We start from the raw sequence: 16,699 nt of genomic DNA, 5'->3' as shown, positions 1-16,699 counted from the left end.
TGAGAACTGTTCAATCAGGCTTAGAACCTAAACAATCGGGCTGATTCTGACCACGGGATTCGAGAAAGAATCAGTATCAATGCGATTCCGAAAAATATTGCCTGAAGCTTGAATTTTTTCTTATCAACAGAAGTTTTCTTCACCCGGATACTTCCAATTTGGGCTACGATCACGGCCACAATCATGATCGAGATATGCTCAACGGCCCAATATCTCACAGCACCCACTTTCATGGCCATCTTCATATTCTCTATTGCTGTGGTGGTGATAGGGCTATACACGAAATAAAGCAGCAACCCAATCAGCAGCTGAAGGTGAAGCGTTCCAATCAAAGAGGTTGTCAGTGTCTTGTCCTTTTTTAAGTATTCCTTGCCTCCATTCATCCCACCTAGGGAGTTAAAGAGCACGACAGCAAAAAGAATGAGGGTGACCCAACGAAGCCAGGAGTGAGTAAAAAGAAGTATTTCGTACATTATTCGAGTTATTTGGCGGAAAGGTAATTACTATTTGCCTATAGATCAAAAAAGTGGGGTATTGGAGCGACAGCCCGCTACGCTACATTGGCCATCAGATCATTTACGCCGACACTGCCTGCTCGGAGTCCACACAGTCAGGTATTTCGACGATAAACCTGCTCCCCTTATCAAAAGCCGTTTCTACACGCACAGTGGCAGATAGCTTCTCAGCGGCCTTCGAAACGATATAGAGGCCAAGGCCATTCCCTTTTGACTTCTCGGTCGCTTTGAAATACATGGCAAAGATGTTCATTTTATGGTCGTCGGGAATTCCATGTCCATTGTCTTCCACTTCAATAACCAGGCTGTCTTCCTTCAGGTAAGCGTTGACTTTTACATACGGTTCCGATCTGCTGGAGAAATTCAAGGCATTCTCAATAAGGTTGTCCATAATAATCGAAACAAGCACAGGATAGGTAGTTATTGCTCCCTCAAGCTGAACATCCACAGTGACATCAACACCAAGCGTCTCAATTTCCTGCACATGCTTTTCGAGGCAACTTTCAATAAGATCCCTGATCATCACATTTTTGTAAGACAACTCCATAGCTCCTATGTCAGATATGGACTGCAACTTATACAGCATCTTGTCCAGGTTCTCGGCAGTCACCCTCACCATTTTGAACAATTCGATGGCTTGCTCGTCTTTGACAGTAATTTTGGCAACATCGGCCAGGCCCATGAGCGTTGTAAGCGGCCTTCTAAAGTCGTGTGATGACCGGTAGAAAAAAGTATCTAATTCGGCATAGGCTGCCCTGAGCTGACTTGTGCGATCATTCACTTTTCGCTCCAGGGTATTGTTTGCCTCCAACACCGTGAGGTTTGCCTCTTTCAGCTGGCTGTTTGCCAGCGCCAGGCTCTTTTGCACATGACTCAGCTTTCGATACAAGTGTATCATTATCGCCACAAACACAGAGACGATTACCAAAAAAAAGACAGCGACGTAAATCTGTAATTTCTGGTCTCTTATTTCGGCATTTTGCAGGAGCAGTAAATCCTCGTGCATTTGCCGTTGATTTTTCAATGCCGCAATCTCATTTTCTTTCTGTTTTAGGTTATACGTTGCCTGCAATACGGCAATCTTCGCCGAACTTTTGTCTGAGAAGATGCTGTCAGTAAGTACTTCATATTGTTTCCTATAAGTCAAAGCCGATTTGAAGTCCCCTTTTGCTTCATGTAGCAGTGAATACAAAAGATAGCTGGCTCTTAGCGACAACCTGGAGGCTGATCTGTCACCCATCCTGGTCGCCTTTTCAAGAAAATTCTCAGCCTCGTCAAAACGGCCCATTTTTATCAATAGTTTGGCAATTTGCTGATAGTAATTGGAGAAACTTAAAGCATTGTTTATCGGAGTGACAAGTTCGATTGCTTGCAATAGTTGCTTCAGCGCCCTTTCGTTTTCTCCCAACTCTTCAAACACAAGTGCCTCGTTATAAAGAGTTGCCACAATCCCCCTTGCGTAGTTGATTTCCGTTCGCAGCGCCAAAGCCAGCCTGAACTGCCCGATAGCTTGCGGGAACTTCTTCTGCAGAAAATAGATAAGCCCCTGCGTGTTATGAACATAGGCAACGCCGTATTTGCTGCCAATTCTCTCATTTATCTCCATTGAGCGTTCTGCAAAATCAAGCGCCAAATCCAATTTTCGCTCTTCTTTAAACACCCAGGCGATTTCGATCAGGATATTAGCTGTCTCAGCGTCCAAGCCAATTGACTCGCTAAGTGTGAGGGCCTTGAAATAATAATCAAGTGCAAGGTCAAAATCGGTTAACTGAAAATAGATCATTCCTGCCTGATACAAAATTTGCACCTGCTGCGCAGGATAGTTGTAAACCTTGGTTATTTCCAACGCATCCCTGATATTCTCAAGAGCCTCAGGATAATTCCCTCTGTCGTAAAAGAAATCCGCTTGCCGAAGCATGCACTTAATTCTGAAGTAGTTGTCGTTGAAAAATTCAGCAATGGAGCACATTTGCTCAAACGCCTGATGCGACTCGTCTAACTTGAGGAGGTTGTTTTGGGCCTCGCCATACAATGTCAGCAATTCCATATTTCTGAAATCCTGTGTGGAATCAGGAATCAACGACCTGGCACTGTCGAGGAAAAGTAACGCCCTATTGTTCTCCCATTTTCTTAACGATATCCTGGCAAACCCGAGGTAGGCCCTGGGTAGCCAATATGAATTGCTGCTTTTCGCTTTTGCCAGCATTTTGTCAAATACAATTTCAGCTGAATCATATTTCGCCAATACTGTAAGGCACTCTCCAATCAGCGCCGAGGCGTAGAGATCCATTTCACGGCTGTCTTCATCCTCAATTTTCTGCGATTCACTGAATTTGAAAAGCGCTGAATCGTAAACAGCCCGACCATAAAAACCAATGCCCTGCAAAAGAACAGCATACTTTAAACCTGCCTGATACCCTATTTTTCTGCTGAGACGGGCTGCGCTATCTGCGTAGGAGTTTGCGATTGTGTCGTTGGAGTCAAAGTAACTATAGGATATCTCATTCATCAAATCGACCCTCTTTCGATTATCAGTTTCTATCCTTAGCTTTTCAGTCAAATCCCTTCTCAAGTCGTTGGGAGCAACAATTGCCTGGACAACGAAACTTTGTACGAGTAGACCTACAACAACAAGGTATTTAGATCGGATCAAGATGGTTCAAGGTGATGAATGGATTGTATAATTTATCCAAAAAATATCAATATTAAAAGTAAATGAATGACAAATGCCCCGAGATGATGTCTTATCTCATCGTGTATTAATTTCCGCTCGCCTACATTTGATAAACTTCTAAGCAAAACAGTATATTAGCCCACTTTTGCAACACCTAACAAACTACCATAGTGGCTTCAATCTCCGTAAATTCTACTTCAGGCACATCTCAGGGAGCACCCTCCGGCGGCCAGTTACAGGCTCAAATCTCACTGTTCTCGCTCTTCTTTATGTGGGGTTTCATTACCTGTCTCAATGACATTCTCATTCCCTATCTGCGAGGAGTATTCACGCTCACCATCTTCCAGGCAACACTTGTGCAGTTTGCCTTCTTCGGCGCCTATTTTCTCGGAGCCTTGTTTTACTTTCTGTTTTCGGTGCGATTTGGCGACCCTATCAACCGCATTGGCTATAAGAATGGCATCATTATCGGTCTGGTTGTGGCTGGTGCCGGCTGTTTCCTTTTCTATCCGGCAGCCATATTCCTACAATACGGCTTATTCCTCGGCGCCTTATTTTGTCTGGGGCTGGGTCTCACTATGTTGCAAATTGCCGCCAACCCATATGTCGCCTTGCTTGGCAGACCAGAGTCAGCCAGTAGCCGACTCAACCTGGCGCAGGGATTTAACTCATTTGGAACCACAATCGCACCCGTCATCGGAGGCTTCTTCATCTTTCAGTACTTTGTAACCGATGCCTCTGCAGGTGAAGTGGCAGTGAAAATTCCTTACGTCGTGCTGGCCGGTCTTTTCTGGCTCCTGGCTGTGGTTATCTTCTTTATCAAACTACCAAAATTTGCCAATGAAGATGTGATCGAAAAGGGAGCCAAAGTGCTCGGCTTCAGCCACCTCAGGGGAGGCATCTTTGCCATTTTTGCCTACGTGGGTGCTGAGGTGGCTATTGGTAGTCTGCTCATCAACTTTATGGGTCTTGAAAACATCACCGGGCTGGAAGAAGGAGCCGCCAGCAAATTGCTTTCCTTCTATTGGGGTGGTGCCATGATCGGTCGCTTTATGGGTGCTATCATGATGAGCGACAAGTCTACCGCAGGTAAGAAGCTAGCTGGAATGTTTGCTTTGGGCGTAGCGGGCTATGCCATCGTTTCACTCATTGCTGGGGTCAATTTCATGGATTCACTACCCTATTTAATTGGCCTGGCAATGAACTATGTTATCTTCATGATCTTCGGTGCACATCCGAATAAAGTACTGGCTGCCTTCTCTTTGTCAGCCATTGTGTTGCTGCTGATTGCTGTGTTCATGAATGGTGCCATATCTATGTGGGTGTTGCTTTTCATAGGTCTTTTCAATTCCATCATGTGGTCCAACATTTTCACGCTGGCCATCAAAGACTTAGGCCGATACACCAGTCAGGGCTCTTCACTTCTTGTAATGGCAGTGCTTGGCGGTGCAGTGGTGCCACCGATTCAAGGGCTCCTGGCAGATGAGTTTGGTATACAAATGTCCTTCCTGCTTCCTGTTGTTTGCTACATCTACCTGTTCTACTATGGATGGAAGGGCTATGAAGTAAAACAAAAGGCCACCTAAGCCTGCTTTGCATGGCCAACTGCTTGATAAACGGCCATGATTTTGGATGACCTTTTCAGTATATTGTTGACATCTACTAATACTACAATGTTATGTCAGCAAATCAGAACAGAAGAGACTTCCTGAAAAAAACCACGGCAGCCAGTGTTGGCATTGGCTTGCTGGGCAGTCACGGCTACAACGCCTTTAGTACACCAGCCAGCGACAAGCTTGTGGTTGGCATTATGGGTGCCAACTCACGGGGCTCAGCACTGGCGACGGGGTTCACCAAAACACCAGGGATAGAAGTCGCCTACATCTGCGATGTGGATGACAATGCCATGGCCAATGGGCTGAAAGCCGTAGCAGATGCTGGCCAGAAGAAAGCCCCCAAAGCTGTCAAAGATTTCCGCCAGGTGCTCGACGATAAAGGTGTGGATGCGCTGGTCATCGCCGCCCCCGACCACTGGCATGCGCCCGCCTCACTACTGGCACTAAGTGCCGGGAAAAATGTATACGTAGAAAAGCCCGGAAGCCACAACCCCTACGAGGGAGAAATGGTCGCTTCGGCCTCCCTAAAATACGGTAAGGTAGTGAAAATGGGCAATCAGCGTCGCTCGTGGCCTTTTGTGGCTGAGGCGCTTGGAGAACTCAAAAACGGCATCATTGGCAATGTATACCTGGCCAAAGGCTGGTATGCCAATACCCGGGCATCAATTGGCTACGGAAAGGAGGTGGCAGTTCCTGCTGGCCTCGACTTCGACATGTGGCAGGGCCCGGCACCACGAATGCCCTACAAAGACAATCTCATTCACTACAACTGGCACTGGTTTTGGCACTGGGGCACAGGCGAGCTGCTGAACAATGGCACCCACTTCGTCGATTTGTGCCGCCTGGGCCTTGGAGTAGAATTCCCGACAAAAGTTAGCTCACAGGGCGGCCGGTATGCCTACAAAGACGACTGGCAAACGCCCGACACACAGATGACACTGTGGGACTTCCCTGGCAACAAAACCATCTCCTGGGAAGGGAGAAGCTGCAACGGCCACCGGCTCGAAGGCGCATCCACAGGTGTTTCCTTCCATGGAGAAAATGGCACCCTGGTGATTGACGGCAACAGCTACCTGGTGTATGACAATCAGGACAAGCTGGTGAAGAAAGCAAGTGCCGAAACCACAGGTAAACCACTGGATGCCACAGGCCCTGGCTTCGATCTGGACGCAGATCATATTGCTGACTTCTACAAGTCCATCAAAGAAGGTAAAACGCCGGTTTCAGATTATAAAGATTCCAGAAAAAGTGTTTTACTCTGCCACCTTGGTAATATTTCCCAAAGGGTGGGCCGGTCGTTGAACTGCAATCCTGAGAACGGAAATGTGATTGGTGACGATGAAGCCATGGCCCTGTGGAAACGCAGCTATGAGCCAGGCTGGGAACCAAAAGTTTAACTTTTACAAAAGACTTCCTTTTTATGACACCCCTCAATAGAAGAGCATTTTTAAAGAAATCGGCCGTGGCTGGCGTCGGGTTTGGCATTTTGGCCAACGAAGCTTCGGCCAGGAGCTTGTTCCGGGCAAAACCAGTGCGGGTCGGTATTATTGGCCTCGACACCTCGCATAGCGTGGCCTTCACTAAACTACTCAATGACCCCGAGGTGGCCTCCGACCTGGCTGGCTACCGGGTAGTGGCAGCTTACCCCCATGGCAGCGCCGATATAGAATCGAGTGTGAGCCGCATTCCAGGATACATTGAGGATGTGAAAAAGCTGGGGGTAGAAATCACCAGTTCCATCAAAGAGCTACTCGAAAAAACCGACGTCATTCTCCTTGAAACGAATGATGGGAGACTTCACCTTGAGCAGGCCAGGCAAGTAATCAAGGCGAAAAAGCCCATGTTCGTTGACAAGCCAGTGGCAGCCTCGCTTAAAGATTGCCTCACCATTTACAAAGAAGCGGCAGCAGCCGGAGTCCCCATCTTCTCAGCCTCCTCACTTCGCTATATGAAGGACGCCAATGAGGCCAGAGAAGGAAAGCTCGTGGGCAAGGTACAAGGTGCAGACACTTACAGCCCGGCACATTTGGAGCCTCATCATCCCGACTTTTTCTGGTATGGCATTCACGGAGTGGAATCGCTTTTTACCGTGATGGGAGCAGGCTGCAAAGAAGTGAGCAGGACGCAAACGCCCGACACCGACATGGTAGTTGGTGTGTGGAACGACAACCGGGTTGGAACATTCAGAGGAATGCGCACGGAGAAAACTGGTTACGGAGGCACCGTCTTCGGCGAAAATGGCATTGCACCGGTTGGGCCTTACGACGGATACCGACCCTTGCTGGTGGAGGTCATTAAGTTCTTCAAAACAGGAAAAGCACCGGTTAACCCTGAGGAAACCCTGGAGATATACGCCTTTATGGAAGCCGCCGATGAGAGCAAACGACGCGGTGGCAGCAAGGTGACTCTGGCGGAAGTAATGAACAAAGCGAGAGGTTAATGACAACGGAATCCTTTCACCCTAACCACTCCTACCTTGCAACTAAGTACGCCTGACTTTATCGTAATAAGCCTATTCTTTGTGCTTATGCTGGTCATTGGTCTGTGGTCGATGGCCAGGAACAAAACAGCCGAAGACTATTTCGTGGCCAGCGGCCAGCTGCCCTGGTGGCTGTCGGGCATTTCGCATCACGTTTCGGGCTACAGTGGAGCCGTATTCGTAGCATATGCCAGCCTCGCCTACACGCATGGGTTCTCTATTTACGTGTGGTGGGCCTTTACCATCGGCATTACTGTTCTTCTAAGCGCCAGGCTATTTCCCGTCCTCTGGGTGCGGCTGCGAAAGCGCCTGCAAATTCAGTCGCCGCTGGAATACCTCACTGTTCGCTACAACCTCCTCACCCAACAAATCATGGCGTGGAGTGGAGTACTGCTGAAACTTTTTGATGTGGGTGCCAAATGGACAGCCATCGCTGTGTTGCTTAATGTATTTACAGGACTTCCGCTCATTTATGGTATTCTTATTTCCGGAGGTGTTTCTCTTATTTACGTCACATTCGGCGGACTATGGGCAGTAATAATTACCGACTTTGCTCAATTCATCGTGCAAATTTTAGCTGGTCTCATTATGCTGGTCATGGTGGTTCGGCACCTGGGCGGATGGAATGAGATTCTCACCTTTTGGAACGATCTGCCAGAAGGCAACAGTCAACCTTTTAATAGTCCATATACTGTTGGCTTTGCTTTGGCTTTTCTCTGCATCAATTTTCTCAGCTACAATGGCGGCACCTGGAACCTGGCCACCCGCTACATCTCGTCTCCTGATGAAACCCAGGCCAAAAGAGCGGCCTACCTCTCCGGCAGTCTGTACCTGATCTGGCCTTTGATCTTGTTCCTCCCAATGTGGGCTGCCCCTCTTATTTTGCCCGCACTAGAGGATCCCAGCCAATCATATGGCCTTCTTACCTTGAAACTACTTCCCGCAGGCTTGGTTGGTCTGGTGGTGGCGTCGCTCTTTGCTAACACCATGACGATGACGTCCTCCGACATCAATACCATTTCGGCGGTGCTCACCAGAGACATACTGCCCGTGCTGTCAAAGCGGTTGAAAGAAAAGCGAGCTTCGCTGGTGGTAGCCAGAGCAACCACCTTCATCTTCACCCTGATGACACTGGTGGTGGCCTCTCAAAACGAACGCTTTGGAGGCGTGTTTGGTCTTATTGTTACCTGGTTTGGGGCTTTGGTGGGGCCCATTGCCGTGCCCATGCTGCTTGGCATGTTGCCTGTGTTCAGGCACTGCGGGCCATCTGCGGCTATTGGATCAATTGCAGCGGGTTTTGTCACTTTCATTGTCACCAAGAACATTGAAATCGCCAGCCTGGCACTTGCTGTGGCCTTGCCATTGATTGTATCTTTATCTGTGTTTATCGGATTCGGGCTATTGAACCGGAACAGGCCGGTTTCTGAAGCTGTTAGCGGTCTGCTAAAATCATTGGAGCATGAAGGTTAAAGTATACAAAAACAGAGCGGAGATGGGGGTTGCTGCGGGGAAGGCAGTAGAACAAGAGATACTAAACCTGTTAAAAAAACAAGACGAAGTCCGGATGATATTTGCCGCTGCTCCTTCACAAAATGAGTTGCTGGACTTTCTGAAAAAGAGTGAATTTATTCCGTGGCAAAAGGTGGTAGCTTTCCATATGGATGAATATATAGGGTTGCCTGCCGGATCGCAGCAGTCTTTTGGCTACTTCCTGAGCAATCATTTGTTTGATCATGTGCCTTTAAAACAAATCAACCTCCTCGACGGAAACGGAGGGGACGATGAACTAGCAAGATATGCCCAACTTTTGGCTGAGAAACCCATTGACATCGTCTGTCTGGGCATAGGTGAAAACGGCCATATCGCTTTCAACGATCCGCCGGTGGCAGATTTCGACGACCCTGAAACAGTAAAGGTGGTAGAGTTGGATGTCCTCTGTCGTCAACAGCAGGTCAACGACGGGTGTTTCCCATCTTTCGACGCCGTTCCTACTCACGCCCTTACGCTTACTATTCCCACGCTGATGGCTGGAAAGAGCTTGTTTTGCGTAGTGCCCGGTAAAAACAAAAAGGCGGCCGTTGCAGCTACCCTTCATGGCCCCATTGCCACCATGTGCCCTGCTTCTATCCTGAGAAAGCACGAGGGTTGCCAGCTTTTTCTCGATCCTGATGCCTTCGGCGAAAAATACATTCCATCTGCCTGATGAAAGAAGCGTCATTTATAGAAGCTATCGACTGCCTTAATGGTCGCCACGTAACAGTGAATGCTGCCAGCGGAATATCAGCTTTATCAAAATCATGTTCCGTGTCCGACCAGGTTTTGTTTGTGGGGCCAGGCCTTGTGGACCTTCAGGTAAACGGCGTCAATGGGATTGACTTCAACAATACTTCTCTGAACGGGGAAGACCTCTTAAAAGCTACCAAATTTCTTCTGAGCCACGGCGTAACCACTTTCTTCCCTACTATCATTACCAATTCCGACGAAAACATCTGCCAACTGTTGGCCACCATCAACGAAGCCTGCCGTCAACATGATTTGCTTCGCCAGTGCATTGGCGGCATCCATCTTGAAGGGCCCTTCATTTCGAAAGAAGAGGGGGCCAGAGGTGCTCATGATAAAAAATATGTGAAAGCACCGAACTGGGAGCTGTTCATGCGGTTTCAGAAAGCTGCCGGCAACCGGATCAAGATGATTACCCTTTCCCCTGAGTGGGACAACTCTGCGGCGTTTATTTCCAGCGCAGTAAAAAGTAGAGTGCTGGTGTCAATAGGTCATAGCCTGGCTTCACCCGAGCAAATTCAAAAAGCAGTTGATGCCGGTGCTACCATGTCAACACATATCGGCAATGCGGTGCCGCTCATGCTGCCGAGGCACCCCAATATCATTTGGGAGCAGCTGGCCCAAGATGCTCTTTCATGTAGTTTTATCGCAGACGGTTTCCACCTCCCCAACAGCTTCATGAAAGTCGTCATCAAGGCAAAAGGCAATAACTGCTTTCTGGTGAGCGATAGTACTTCGTTTACTGGCATGAAGCCTGGTGTTTACAACACTCATATTGGTGGCCAGGTAAAGCTCGAAGCTAACGGTCGACTGAGTATGGAGAGTGGAAACGGACTACTTGCCGGTGCCGCCATGACGTTGCTTCAGAATGTGGAATACCTGGTAACACATCAGGTGGCAAGCTTAAGCCAGGCCTGGAAAATGGCATCGGTCATTCCAGACAGCTTGATGAATACCTACAGAGAGCCCAATAAAATACTCTGGGAAGACGCTGTTATCTTTTCTTTTGAGGAAAAGATTGCAATTCAAAAGGTCTACAAGTGTGGAGGACTGGCTTTCGAAGGATAAAAAAACCGGAGCTCTCAACCTCGCTGGGCGAAAGCTCCGGCAATCAACAATGCTTTACTGAATATTAATCTTCTCTACTTTGTCATAGCCAAATAGCTCTTCCAGGGTCAGCTGTTTCACTTCACCATATTGCTGAAGGCCTTTGAAGTCGATCTTGTCCTTGTCGCCCAGCACCATCATGTTATACTTCTTCCCTTTCACATATTGCTTCTGAAAGGCTACCACATCCTCCATGGTCATGGTCGGAATCTTTTCATAAATATCTTTTCTGATATCATGGTCCAGCCCCATATCGCTGGCACTCTCATAGTTAAAAAGCTTCCTCGCACGAGTAATTCGTTCGCTCTCAATCTGGCTCATGATCGACTTTTTGGCAGTTGCCAAGCCTGTTTCTGACTCCGGAAGGTTCTCAATGATGTTGAGCAAGGCCGGTACCGCCTGATTTTGCTTGTCGGCCTGAGTACCCACGTAAGCGAAGAAGTGATTGTTTTTACCAACCTCATCTGCTGTGGAATAGTTGGCCCAAACCGAATAGGCCAAACCCTGTGCCTCTCTTATCTCCTGAAAAACAATAGAGCCCATGTTACCTCCGAAATACTCATTATAGAGCTCTGTTTCCGGCATCAGCTGCACGTCAAATTCCTCGCCTTTTGTCAGGAACAGAATTTCTTCCTGCACCATGTCGTAGTCGGCCCAGAAAACTTTCGGCTTGTCTACATCCTGCTTGGCGAATTCCTTCGGCTCCGGAAGCGGCAACATGGTTTCTGGCAAGGTATGTTTGGCATTCAATATACTCACAAGCCTTTTCGAATCTACTGGCCCATAATACAACACCTTGTGTGTCGTCTTGGTGAAGTTTTTGGTGAGGCCAAACAGCTCCTCCGAATTGAGGTTCATCAGGCCAGTATTGGACACCACGTTGGTAAATGGTGACTGGGCCCCGTAAAGTCCGTAGTTCATTAGCCCGCTGAAAAGTATGGCTGATTTGTTCTTTTTCTGGTCTTCTCTTTCCTTTAGTATCCTGTCTTTCAGTTTTGCCAGTGCCTCGTCATCCGGCTGGGCGTTGGCGAGCAAATCCTCGAAGATTTCCATGGCCTTTTCCATGTTTTCAGAAAGGCCCGTTAGCATTACATAGCTTTCCTCAGCCGAAGAAAATACTGAGAAGTTGCAACCGAGCTTGAAAAGTTCTTTCTGGATTTCTTCAGCAGAATGAGTTGGTGTACCAACAAATTCCAGGTAGTCGACGGCTACTTTTATTTTCGGGTCGATATTGGTACCAAAGTCTGCCTTATAGTACAAGTCAAACAAATCGTTCTCGTCATTGCGGGTGTAGAGCACCTCCAGGTCATTCTTCATTGTCAACTTCTCAATGTCCTTGTTATAGTCCACGAACAGTGGCTTCAACTTCGGAGGTTCACTGTTAATAATCGTTTCATGAAAAGGTGATTTGGCTTCCCTGTTCAGCTCCACCTTTGTTATCTCCGGCTTTTCCACCTGCTGGGCATTCGGATCCTTGCCGGTCCGCTTATAAACAAGCGCATAGTTATCGCCAAAGTTGGCTTTGGCATAGGCCATCACATCTTCCTTTGTCACTTTCGACATCCGGTCGAACTCTGATACAAAGTCGCCCCAGGGCATGTTGCTGGTGAAAGCCACGACCAGGTCGTTGGACCTTGCCCAATTGTACTGGTACTGATTGAGCTGGTTCTTTTTCAAGTCGTTTACCACAGCTGAAATCAGCCAGTCGTCAAAGTTCCCGGTTTTTATTTTTTCAAGCTCTTCCAGAAATAAGTCCCGCAGCTGATCAAGCGTTTGGCCGTCTTTGGGGCTTGCCATCAGCACCTGCATGCTGTAGTCGTTCATGTCGTAAACGAAAGTAGATGCCTCCAACACCTTCTGCTGTTTCACCAGATCAAGGTCTACCAAACCAGCCTGGCTGTTACTCAGGATATTGTCGATGAGTCTGACCATGATATAGTCTTTACTCGACCTCCCGGGCAACCGAAAGCCCATCATGATGCGTTCCGCATCTGGCCCCAACACCTCTGTCACAATTGGCGCTGTGAGAGGCGCTTCCTGCACTGGCGTCCATGTAGGTAGTGTTTCGTTAGGCATCCAGCTTCCAAAGTATTTGTCGATCAATGCAATAGTAGCATCGAAGTCCAAATCACCGCTTAGGCAAATGCCCACGTTGTTGGGCACATAGTATTTATAGAAATAATTTTTGATCTCTGTAATCGAGGGGTTCTTTAGGTGATCAATAGTACCAATCACCGTTTGGGTACCGTAGGGATGCTCTTTGAACAAAGCACTCAGCATTGCCTCAAATCCCTTCCAAATATCGCTGTCAAGGCTGCGGTTTTTCTCCTCATACACTGCCTCCAGTTCTGTATGAAAAAGGCGATTGACAATCATTTGAAACCGGTTAGCCTCAATTTTCAGCCAGTTTTCCAGCTGGTTAGCTGGTATGTCGTTGATATAAACCGTGCGGTCATTAGTCGTATAAGCGTTAGTGCCCTTGGCACCGATGCCGGAAACCATCTTATCATATTCGTTGGCAATGGCATATTTAGATGCTTCAATCGACACCTGATCGATAATGCGATAGTGTTTTTTGCGCTCTTCCGGATCGGAAATTTCTTTGTACTGATTAAAAAGTGCCTCCACACTGTCAACCAGCACGCTTTCGGTTTCCCAGTCTTGGGTGCCGAAAGTGGCTGTACCCTTAAACATCATATGCTCCAAGTAGTGAGCCAGGCCGGTGTTGTCAGCCGGGTCATTTTTACCCCCAGCTTTCACGGCGATGGCTGTTTGGATGCGGGGCTCATTTTTGTAGTCACTTAAATATACTTTGAGCCCATTACTCAGGGTATAGATCCTGGTTTTTAAAGGATCGCCCTCCACGTATTCATACGTGAAACCGCCGCTTTCTGCCTTTTTTAATTCGTAATTTGTTTCCTTGTTTTGCGTGCAAGCCGCCAGGGCCAACAGGCAAATAATAATTCCAAGCTTGGTTTTCATGGATTTTTATTTGGTTAATGAGTGAGTATTTGAGTGTAGAGTGTTCTGAAAAAAGGAATTTTTGTCACGTGTTAAACCATGAAGATAATATTTTCTGAACTATTATTAGTCAATTAATGTCCCGTACAGACTGGTTCGTACTGTCTCAAATGCGCCACCTTAACAATCAAAAGGTTTTACACAGGCTATGGTTTATTTTCTATATTTGCAGTCACTTTTTGATCAGAGTATCAAATGAGAATAATAATAGCAGGGGCAGGAGACGTAGGATTTCACTTAGCAAAGCTGCTCGCCTACGAAGAACAAGACATCATTCTGATTGATCTTGACCAGGAAAAACTAAAGTATGCTGCCAACCATCTGGACGTGGCAACTATCAGGGGAAGTTCGACATCTTATAGTGTTCTACTGGATGCCAACATAAGCAAGGCAGACCTCCTGATTTCGGTCACTTCCAATGAGGAAACCAATATCGCCACATGCATCATCGGCAAAAACCTTGGTGCCAAACGCACCGTTGCCAGAATCAGCAACATAGAGTTTCTTCTCGGCAAAGATATCCTCGACCTTAAAACAATAGGCATTGACGAAATCATTTCCCCTGAATCGTTAGCTGCAAAGGAAATCAAACGGCTCCTTCGTGAGTCGGCCCTCACCGACACATTCGACTTCGACAACGGCCTGCTTTCACTGGTCGGCATTACTATCGACGACAATGGAGAGCTGGCTGAGAAAACACTCAGCGAAACCGCCTACCTCAACCCCGACAATAGCTTCACCACGGTGGCCATTTTGAGGAACAACGAGACCATTATTCCTCATGGTGAAAATGCCTTCAAAGCCAACGACCACGCCTACTTCATTGCTCAGCCTGACGGCGTCGACAGGGTAATGGATCTTTCGGGCAAAAAGAGGACAGACATTAAGAATATCATGATACTTGGTGGCTCCAAAGTAGGTATCAACACCGCCAGGCGCCTTTCTAAAAAGTATAATATCAAGCTGATTGAGCAGGACAAGGAGAAGTGCTTTGAACTGGCCGACATGCTGCCCGACACCCTGATCATCAATGGTGACGGACGTGATATCGACTTGCTGATGGAAGAAGGCATCACCGATATGGATGCTTTTATTGCCGTAACAGGGAACTCCGAAACCAATATTATTTCTTGCCTTGTGGCCAAAAACCATGGCGTGGCCAAGACAATTGCCCTGGTAGAAAACATTGACTATATCCACCTTTCACAGAATATCGGCGTGGATACCATGATCAATAAAAAGCTGATTGCTGCCAACTTCATTTTCCGATACATCAGAAAAGGAGAAGTACTCAACCTAACGAGTATCCATGGTGTGGATGCGGAAATCCTGGAGTTTGAAGTAAAGCCAGAAAGCAAGATATTGGCAGATGAATTGCGCAATCTTGACTTTCCTAAATCTGCCGTTGTGGGTGGTGTGATCAGGAGAGGAAGAGGACACACCGTGAGAGGTTCTTTCCGTTTCGAACCCAAAGATCGGGTCGTTGTTTTGATTCGTCCCGAATGTCTTCATAAAGTAGAAAGCTTCTTTAAATGAGATTCAATGTACCGGTGATGGCGAATATCCTGAGCGTTTTGCTCATTATGAATGGGATATTGATGCTGCTCTGTATACCAATTTCTCTTCACTACAATGAGGGGGATCTCGCAGGTATCTCCCTGTCGAGCGCCATCACACTAGGCAGCGGCTTTTTAATGTGGTTTTCGACCCGAAAGATCAAAGACAAAGAACTAAAAAAACGAGATGGGTATCTCATAGTAACACTGGGTTGGCTATTAATGTCGTTTTTTGGTTCCCTTCCCTACATCCTTAGTGGTGCCATTCCCAATTTCACCAATGCCTTCTTTGAAACTATCTCAGGCTACTCTACCACAGGCGCTTCCATTCTTACGGACATTGAGTCGGTACACAAAGGCATTCTTTTCTGGCGAAGCCTCACTCAGTGGATCGGTGGCATGGGAATTATTGTGCTGGCGGTAGCTGTTTTACCTATATTGGGCATTGGCGGCATGCAGCTATTTGTAGCGGAAGCTCCGGGCATTTCTCCTGACAAGCTGCAACCCCGAATCAAGGAAACTGCCAAGCGCCTCTGGCTGATTTACATCGGGCTTACCGGTATAGAAACAGTGTTGCTGTGGGTAGGCGGTATGACCTTCTACGACGCCATCAACCATGCCCTGACAACCATGGCCACCGGTGGCTTTTCTACCAAAAACGCCAGCATCGCCTACTACACTTCACCTTTTATTCAGTATGTGATTATTGTGTTCATGTTTTTGGCGGGTACCAATTTCACTATGACCTACTTTATTTTTAAGGGGTACTTCAAAAAGGTTTTTTCCAACGAAGAGTTTAAATACTACGTGCTGTTTTGCTCTTTCAATGCGCTGCTGGTGGCGCTCACCATCTATTTTGTGAGCGATTCCTCTTTTGAAAAATCCTTTCGTGACGGGCTCTTTCAGGTGGTGTCGGTGGTGACAACCACTGGCTATGTATCAGCGGACTACACCTCATGGACACCGTTTCTCACCGTGCTCTTCTTTGTGCTAATGTTCTTCGGTGCCTCGGCCGGTTCCACAGCTGGCGGAGTGAAAATTGTGCGTCATGTGATCCTTTTCAAGAACAGCGTGCTTGAGCTAAAAAGACAAATCCATCCGTCGGCAGTTATTCCGGTGCGATTCAACAAAAAAGCGATAACCAGGGACATCACGTTCAACATCCTGGCCTTTATCATGATCTACATCAGCGTGTTTGGCGTTGGGTCGGTGGTGATTGCCGCCACCGGAGTCGATTTTATGACCGCCATTGGCTCTGTGGCCACCTGCCTGGGCAATATCGGCCCGGGCTTGGGTACCGTTGGGCCAGTCGACAATTTCGCTCATCTGCCCGTCGTTGCTAAGTGGATACTTTCCTTTTTAATGCTTGTGGGCAGGTTGGAATTGTTTACTGTTCTTATGTTATTTACGCCCTACTTCTGGAGAAAACACAGTTAAATCAATATCAAAAG

11 protein-coding genes are annotated in these 16,699 nt (G+C 47.4%); 8 read left to right on the top strand and 3 right to left on the bottom strand.

What is annotated here, in order from left to right; genetic code table 11:
* Nucleotides 1-20 precede the first annotated feature (20 nt).
* The gene (locus ACMVP2_RS14595; protein ID WP_339792101.1) at nucleotides 21-473 is read right to left on the bottom strand and encodes a hypothetical protein; all 453 of its coding nucleotides are present in this window, start codon (nucleotides 471-473) and stop codon (nucleotides 21-23) included.
* A 103-nt stretch (nucleotides 474-576) separates the two neighbouring features.
* Entirely contained in the window at nucleotides 577-3,168 is a 2,592-nt protein-coding gene (locus ACMVP2_RS14590) for a tetratricopeptide repeat protein (RefSeq protein WP_339792099.1), read from the bottom strand.
* Nucleotides 3,169-3,359: 191 nt separating this feature from the next.
* Here ACMVP2_RS14590 and ACMVP2_RS14585 point away from each other — a divergent pair, with 191 nt between their 5' ends.
* The 6 genes from ACMVP2_RS14585 to ACMVP2_RS14560 all read left to right on the top strand — a co-directional run bounded on the left by ACMVP2_RS14585 (nucleotide 3,360) and on the right by ACMVP2_RS14560 (nucleotide 10,632).
* Complete coding sequence (locus ACMVP2_RS14585) at nucleotides 3,360-4,775, top strand: sugar MFS transporter (protein WP_339792097.1); 1,416 nt, start codon at nucleotides 3,360-3,362, stop codon at nucleotides 4,773-4,775.
* 92 nt (nucleotides 4,776-4,867) lie between these two features.
* Complete coding sequence (locus ACMVP2_RS14580; RefSeq protein WP_416868165.1) at nucleotides 4,868-6,202, top strand: Gfo/Idh/MocA family protein; 1,335 nt, start codon at nucleotides 4,868-4,870, stop codon at nucleotides 6,200-6,202.
* A 23-nt stretch (nucleotides 6,203-6,225) separates the two neighbouring features.
* The gene (locus ACMVP2_RS14575; RefSeq protein WP_416868164.1) at nucleotides 6,226-7,245 is read left to right on the top strand and encodes a Gfo/Idh/MocA family protein; all 1,020 of its coding nucleotides are present in this window, start codon (nucleotides 6,226-6,228) and stop codon (nucleotides 7,243-7,245) included.
* 36 nt (nucleotides 7,246-7,281) lie between these two features.
* A complete protein-coding gene (locus tag ACMVP2_RS14570; protein ID WP_416868163.1) occupies nucleotides 7,282-8,754 on the top strand; it encodes a sodium:solute symporter family protein in 1,473 nt (490 codons plus the stop codon).
* Nucleotides 8,744-9,487, top strand: a complete 744-nt coding sequence (locus ACMVP2_RS14565) for a glucosamine-6-phosphate deaminase (protein WP_416868162.1) — start codon at nucleotides 8,744-8,746, stop codon at nucleotides 9,485-9,487. The genes ACMVP2_RS14570 and ACMVP2_RS14565 overlap by 11 nt, the downstream gene beginning before the upstream one ends.
* Complete coding sequence (locus ACMVP2_RS14560; protein ID WP_416868161.1) at nucleotides 9,487-10,632, top strand: N-acetylglucosamine-6-phosphate deacetylase; 1,146 nt, start codon at nucleotides 9,487-9,489, stop codon at nucleotides 10,630-10,632. Before ACMVP2_RS14565 ends, ACMVP2_RS14560 begins: the two co-directional genes overlap by 1 nt.
* A gap of 54 nt (nucleotides 10,633-10,686) precedes the next feature.
* On the opposite strand, the gene ACMVP2_RS14555 is transcribed toward ACMVP2_RS14560, so the two are convergent.
* A complete protein-coding gene (locus ACMVP2_RS14555; protein WP_416868160.1) occupies nucleotides 10,687-13,653 on the bottom strand; it encodes a M16 family metallopeptidase in 2,967 nt (988 codons plus the stop codon).
* A 234-nt stretch (nucleotides 13,654-13,887) separates the two neighbouring features.
* Here ACMVP2_RS14555 and trkA point away from each other — a divergent pair, with 234 nt between their 5' ends.
* Nucleotides 13,888-15,228: a Trk system potassium transporter TrkA gene (gene trkA, locus ACMVP2_RS14550; protein WP_339792083.1), complete on the top strand. Its 1,341-nt coding sequence runs from the start codon at nucleotides 13,888-13,890 to the stop codon at nucleotides 15,226-15,228.
* The gene (locus ACMVP2_RS14545) at nucleotides 15,225-16,685 is read left to right on the top strand and encodes a TrkH family potassium uptake protein (protein WP_339792081.1); all 1,461 of its coding nucleotides are present in this window, start codon (nucleotides 15,225-15,227) and stop codon (nucleotides 16,683-16,685) included. The genes trkA and ACMVP2_RS14545 overlap by 4 nt, the downstream gene beginning before the upstream one ends.
* Nucleotides 16,686-16,699 lie beyond the last annotated feature (14 nt).

This window comes from Imperialibacter sp., assembly GCF_048007035.1.
GTDB lineage: Bacteria > Bacteroidota > Bacteroidia > Cytophagales > Cyclobacteriaceae > Imperialibacter.
This window is presented reverse-complemented; position numbering and strand designations above follow the sequence as displayed.

Excerpts from the sequence above, each read along its gene's own strand:
- ACMVP2_RS14555 (WP_416868160.1), bottom strand. The coding sequence starts at position 13,653 with ATGAAAACCAAGCTTGGAATTATTATTTGCCTGTTGGCCCTGGCGGCT.
- ACMVP2_RS14560 (WP_416868161.1), top strand. The coding sequence starts at position 9,487 with ATGAAAGAAGCGTCATTTATAGAAGCTATCGACTGCCTTAATGGTCGC.
- ACMVP2_RS14580 (WP_416868165.1), top strand. The coding sequence starts at position 4,868 with ATGTCAGCAAATCAGAACAGAAGAGACTTCCTGAAAAAAACCACGGCA.
- ACMVP2_RS14575 (WP_416868164.1), top strand. The coding sequence starts at position 6,226 with ATGACACCCCTCAATAGAAGAGCATTTTTAAAGAAATCGGCCGTGGCT.
- ACMVP2_RS14545 (WP_339792081.1), top strand. The coding sequence starts at position 15,225 with ATGAGATTCAATGTACCGGTGATGGCGAATATCCTGAGCGTTTTGCTC.
- ACMVP2_RS14595 (WP_339792101.1), bottom strand. The coding sequence starts at position 473 with ATGTACGAAATACTTCTTTTTACTCACTCCTGGCTTCGTTGGGTCACC.
- ACMVP2_RS14565 (WP_416868162.1), top strand. The coding sequence starts at position 8,744 with ATGAAGGTTAAAGTATACAAAAACAGAGCGGAGATGGGGGTTGCTGCG.
- trkA (WP_339792083.1), top strand. The coding sequence starts at position 13,888 with ATGAGAATAATAATAGCAGGGGCAGGAGACGTAGGATTTCACTTAGCA.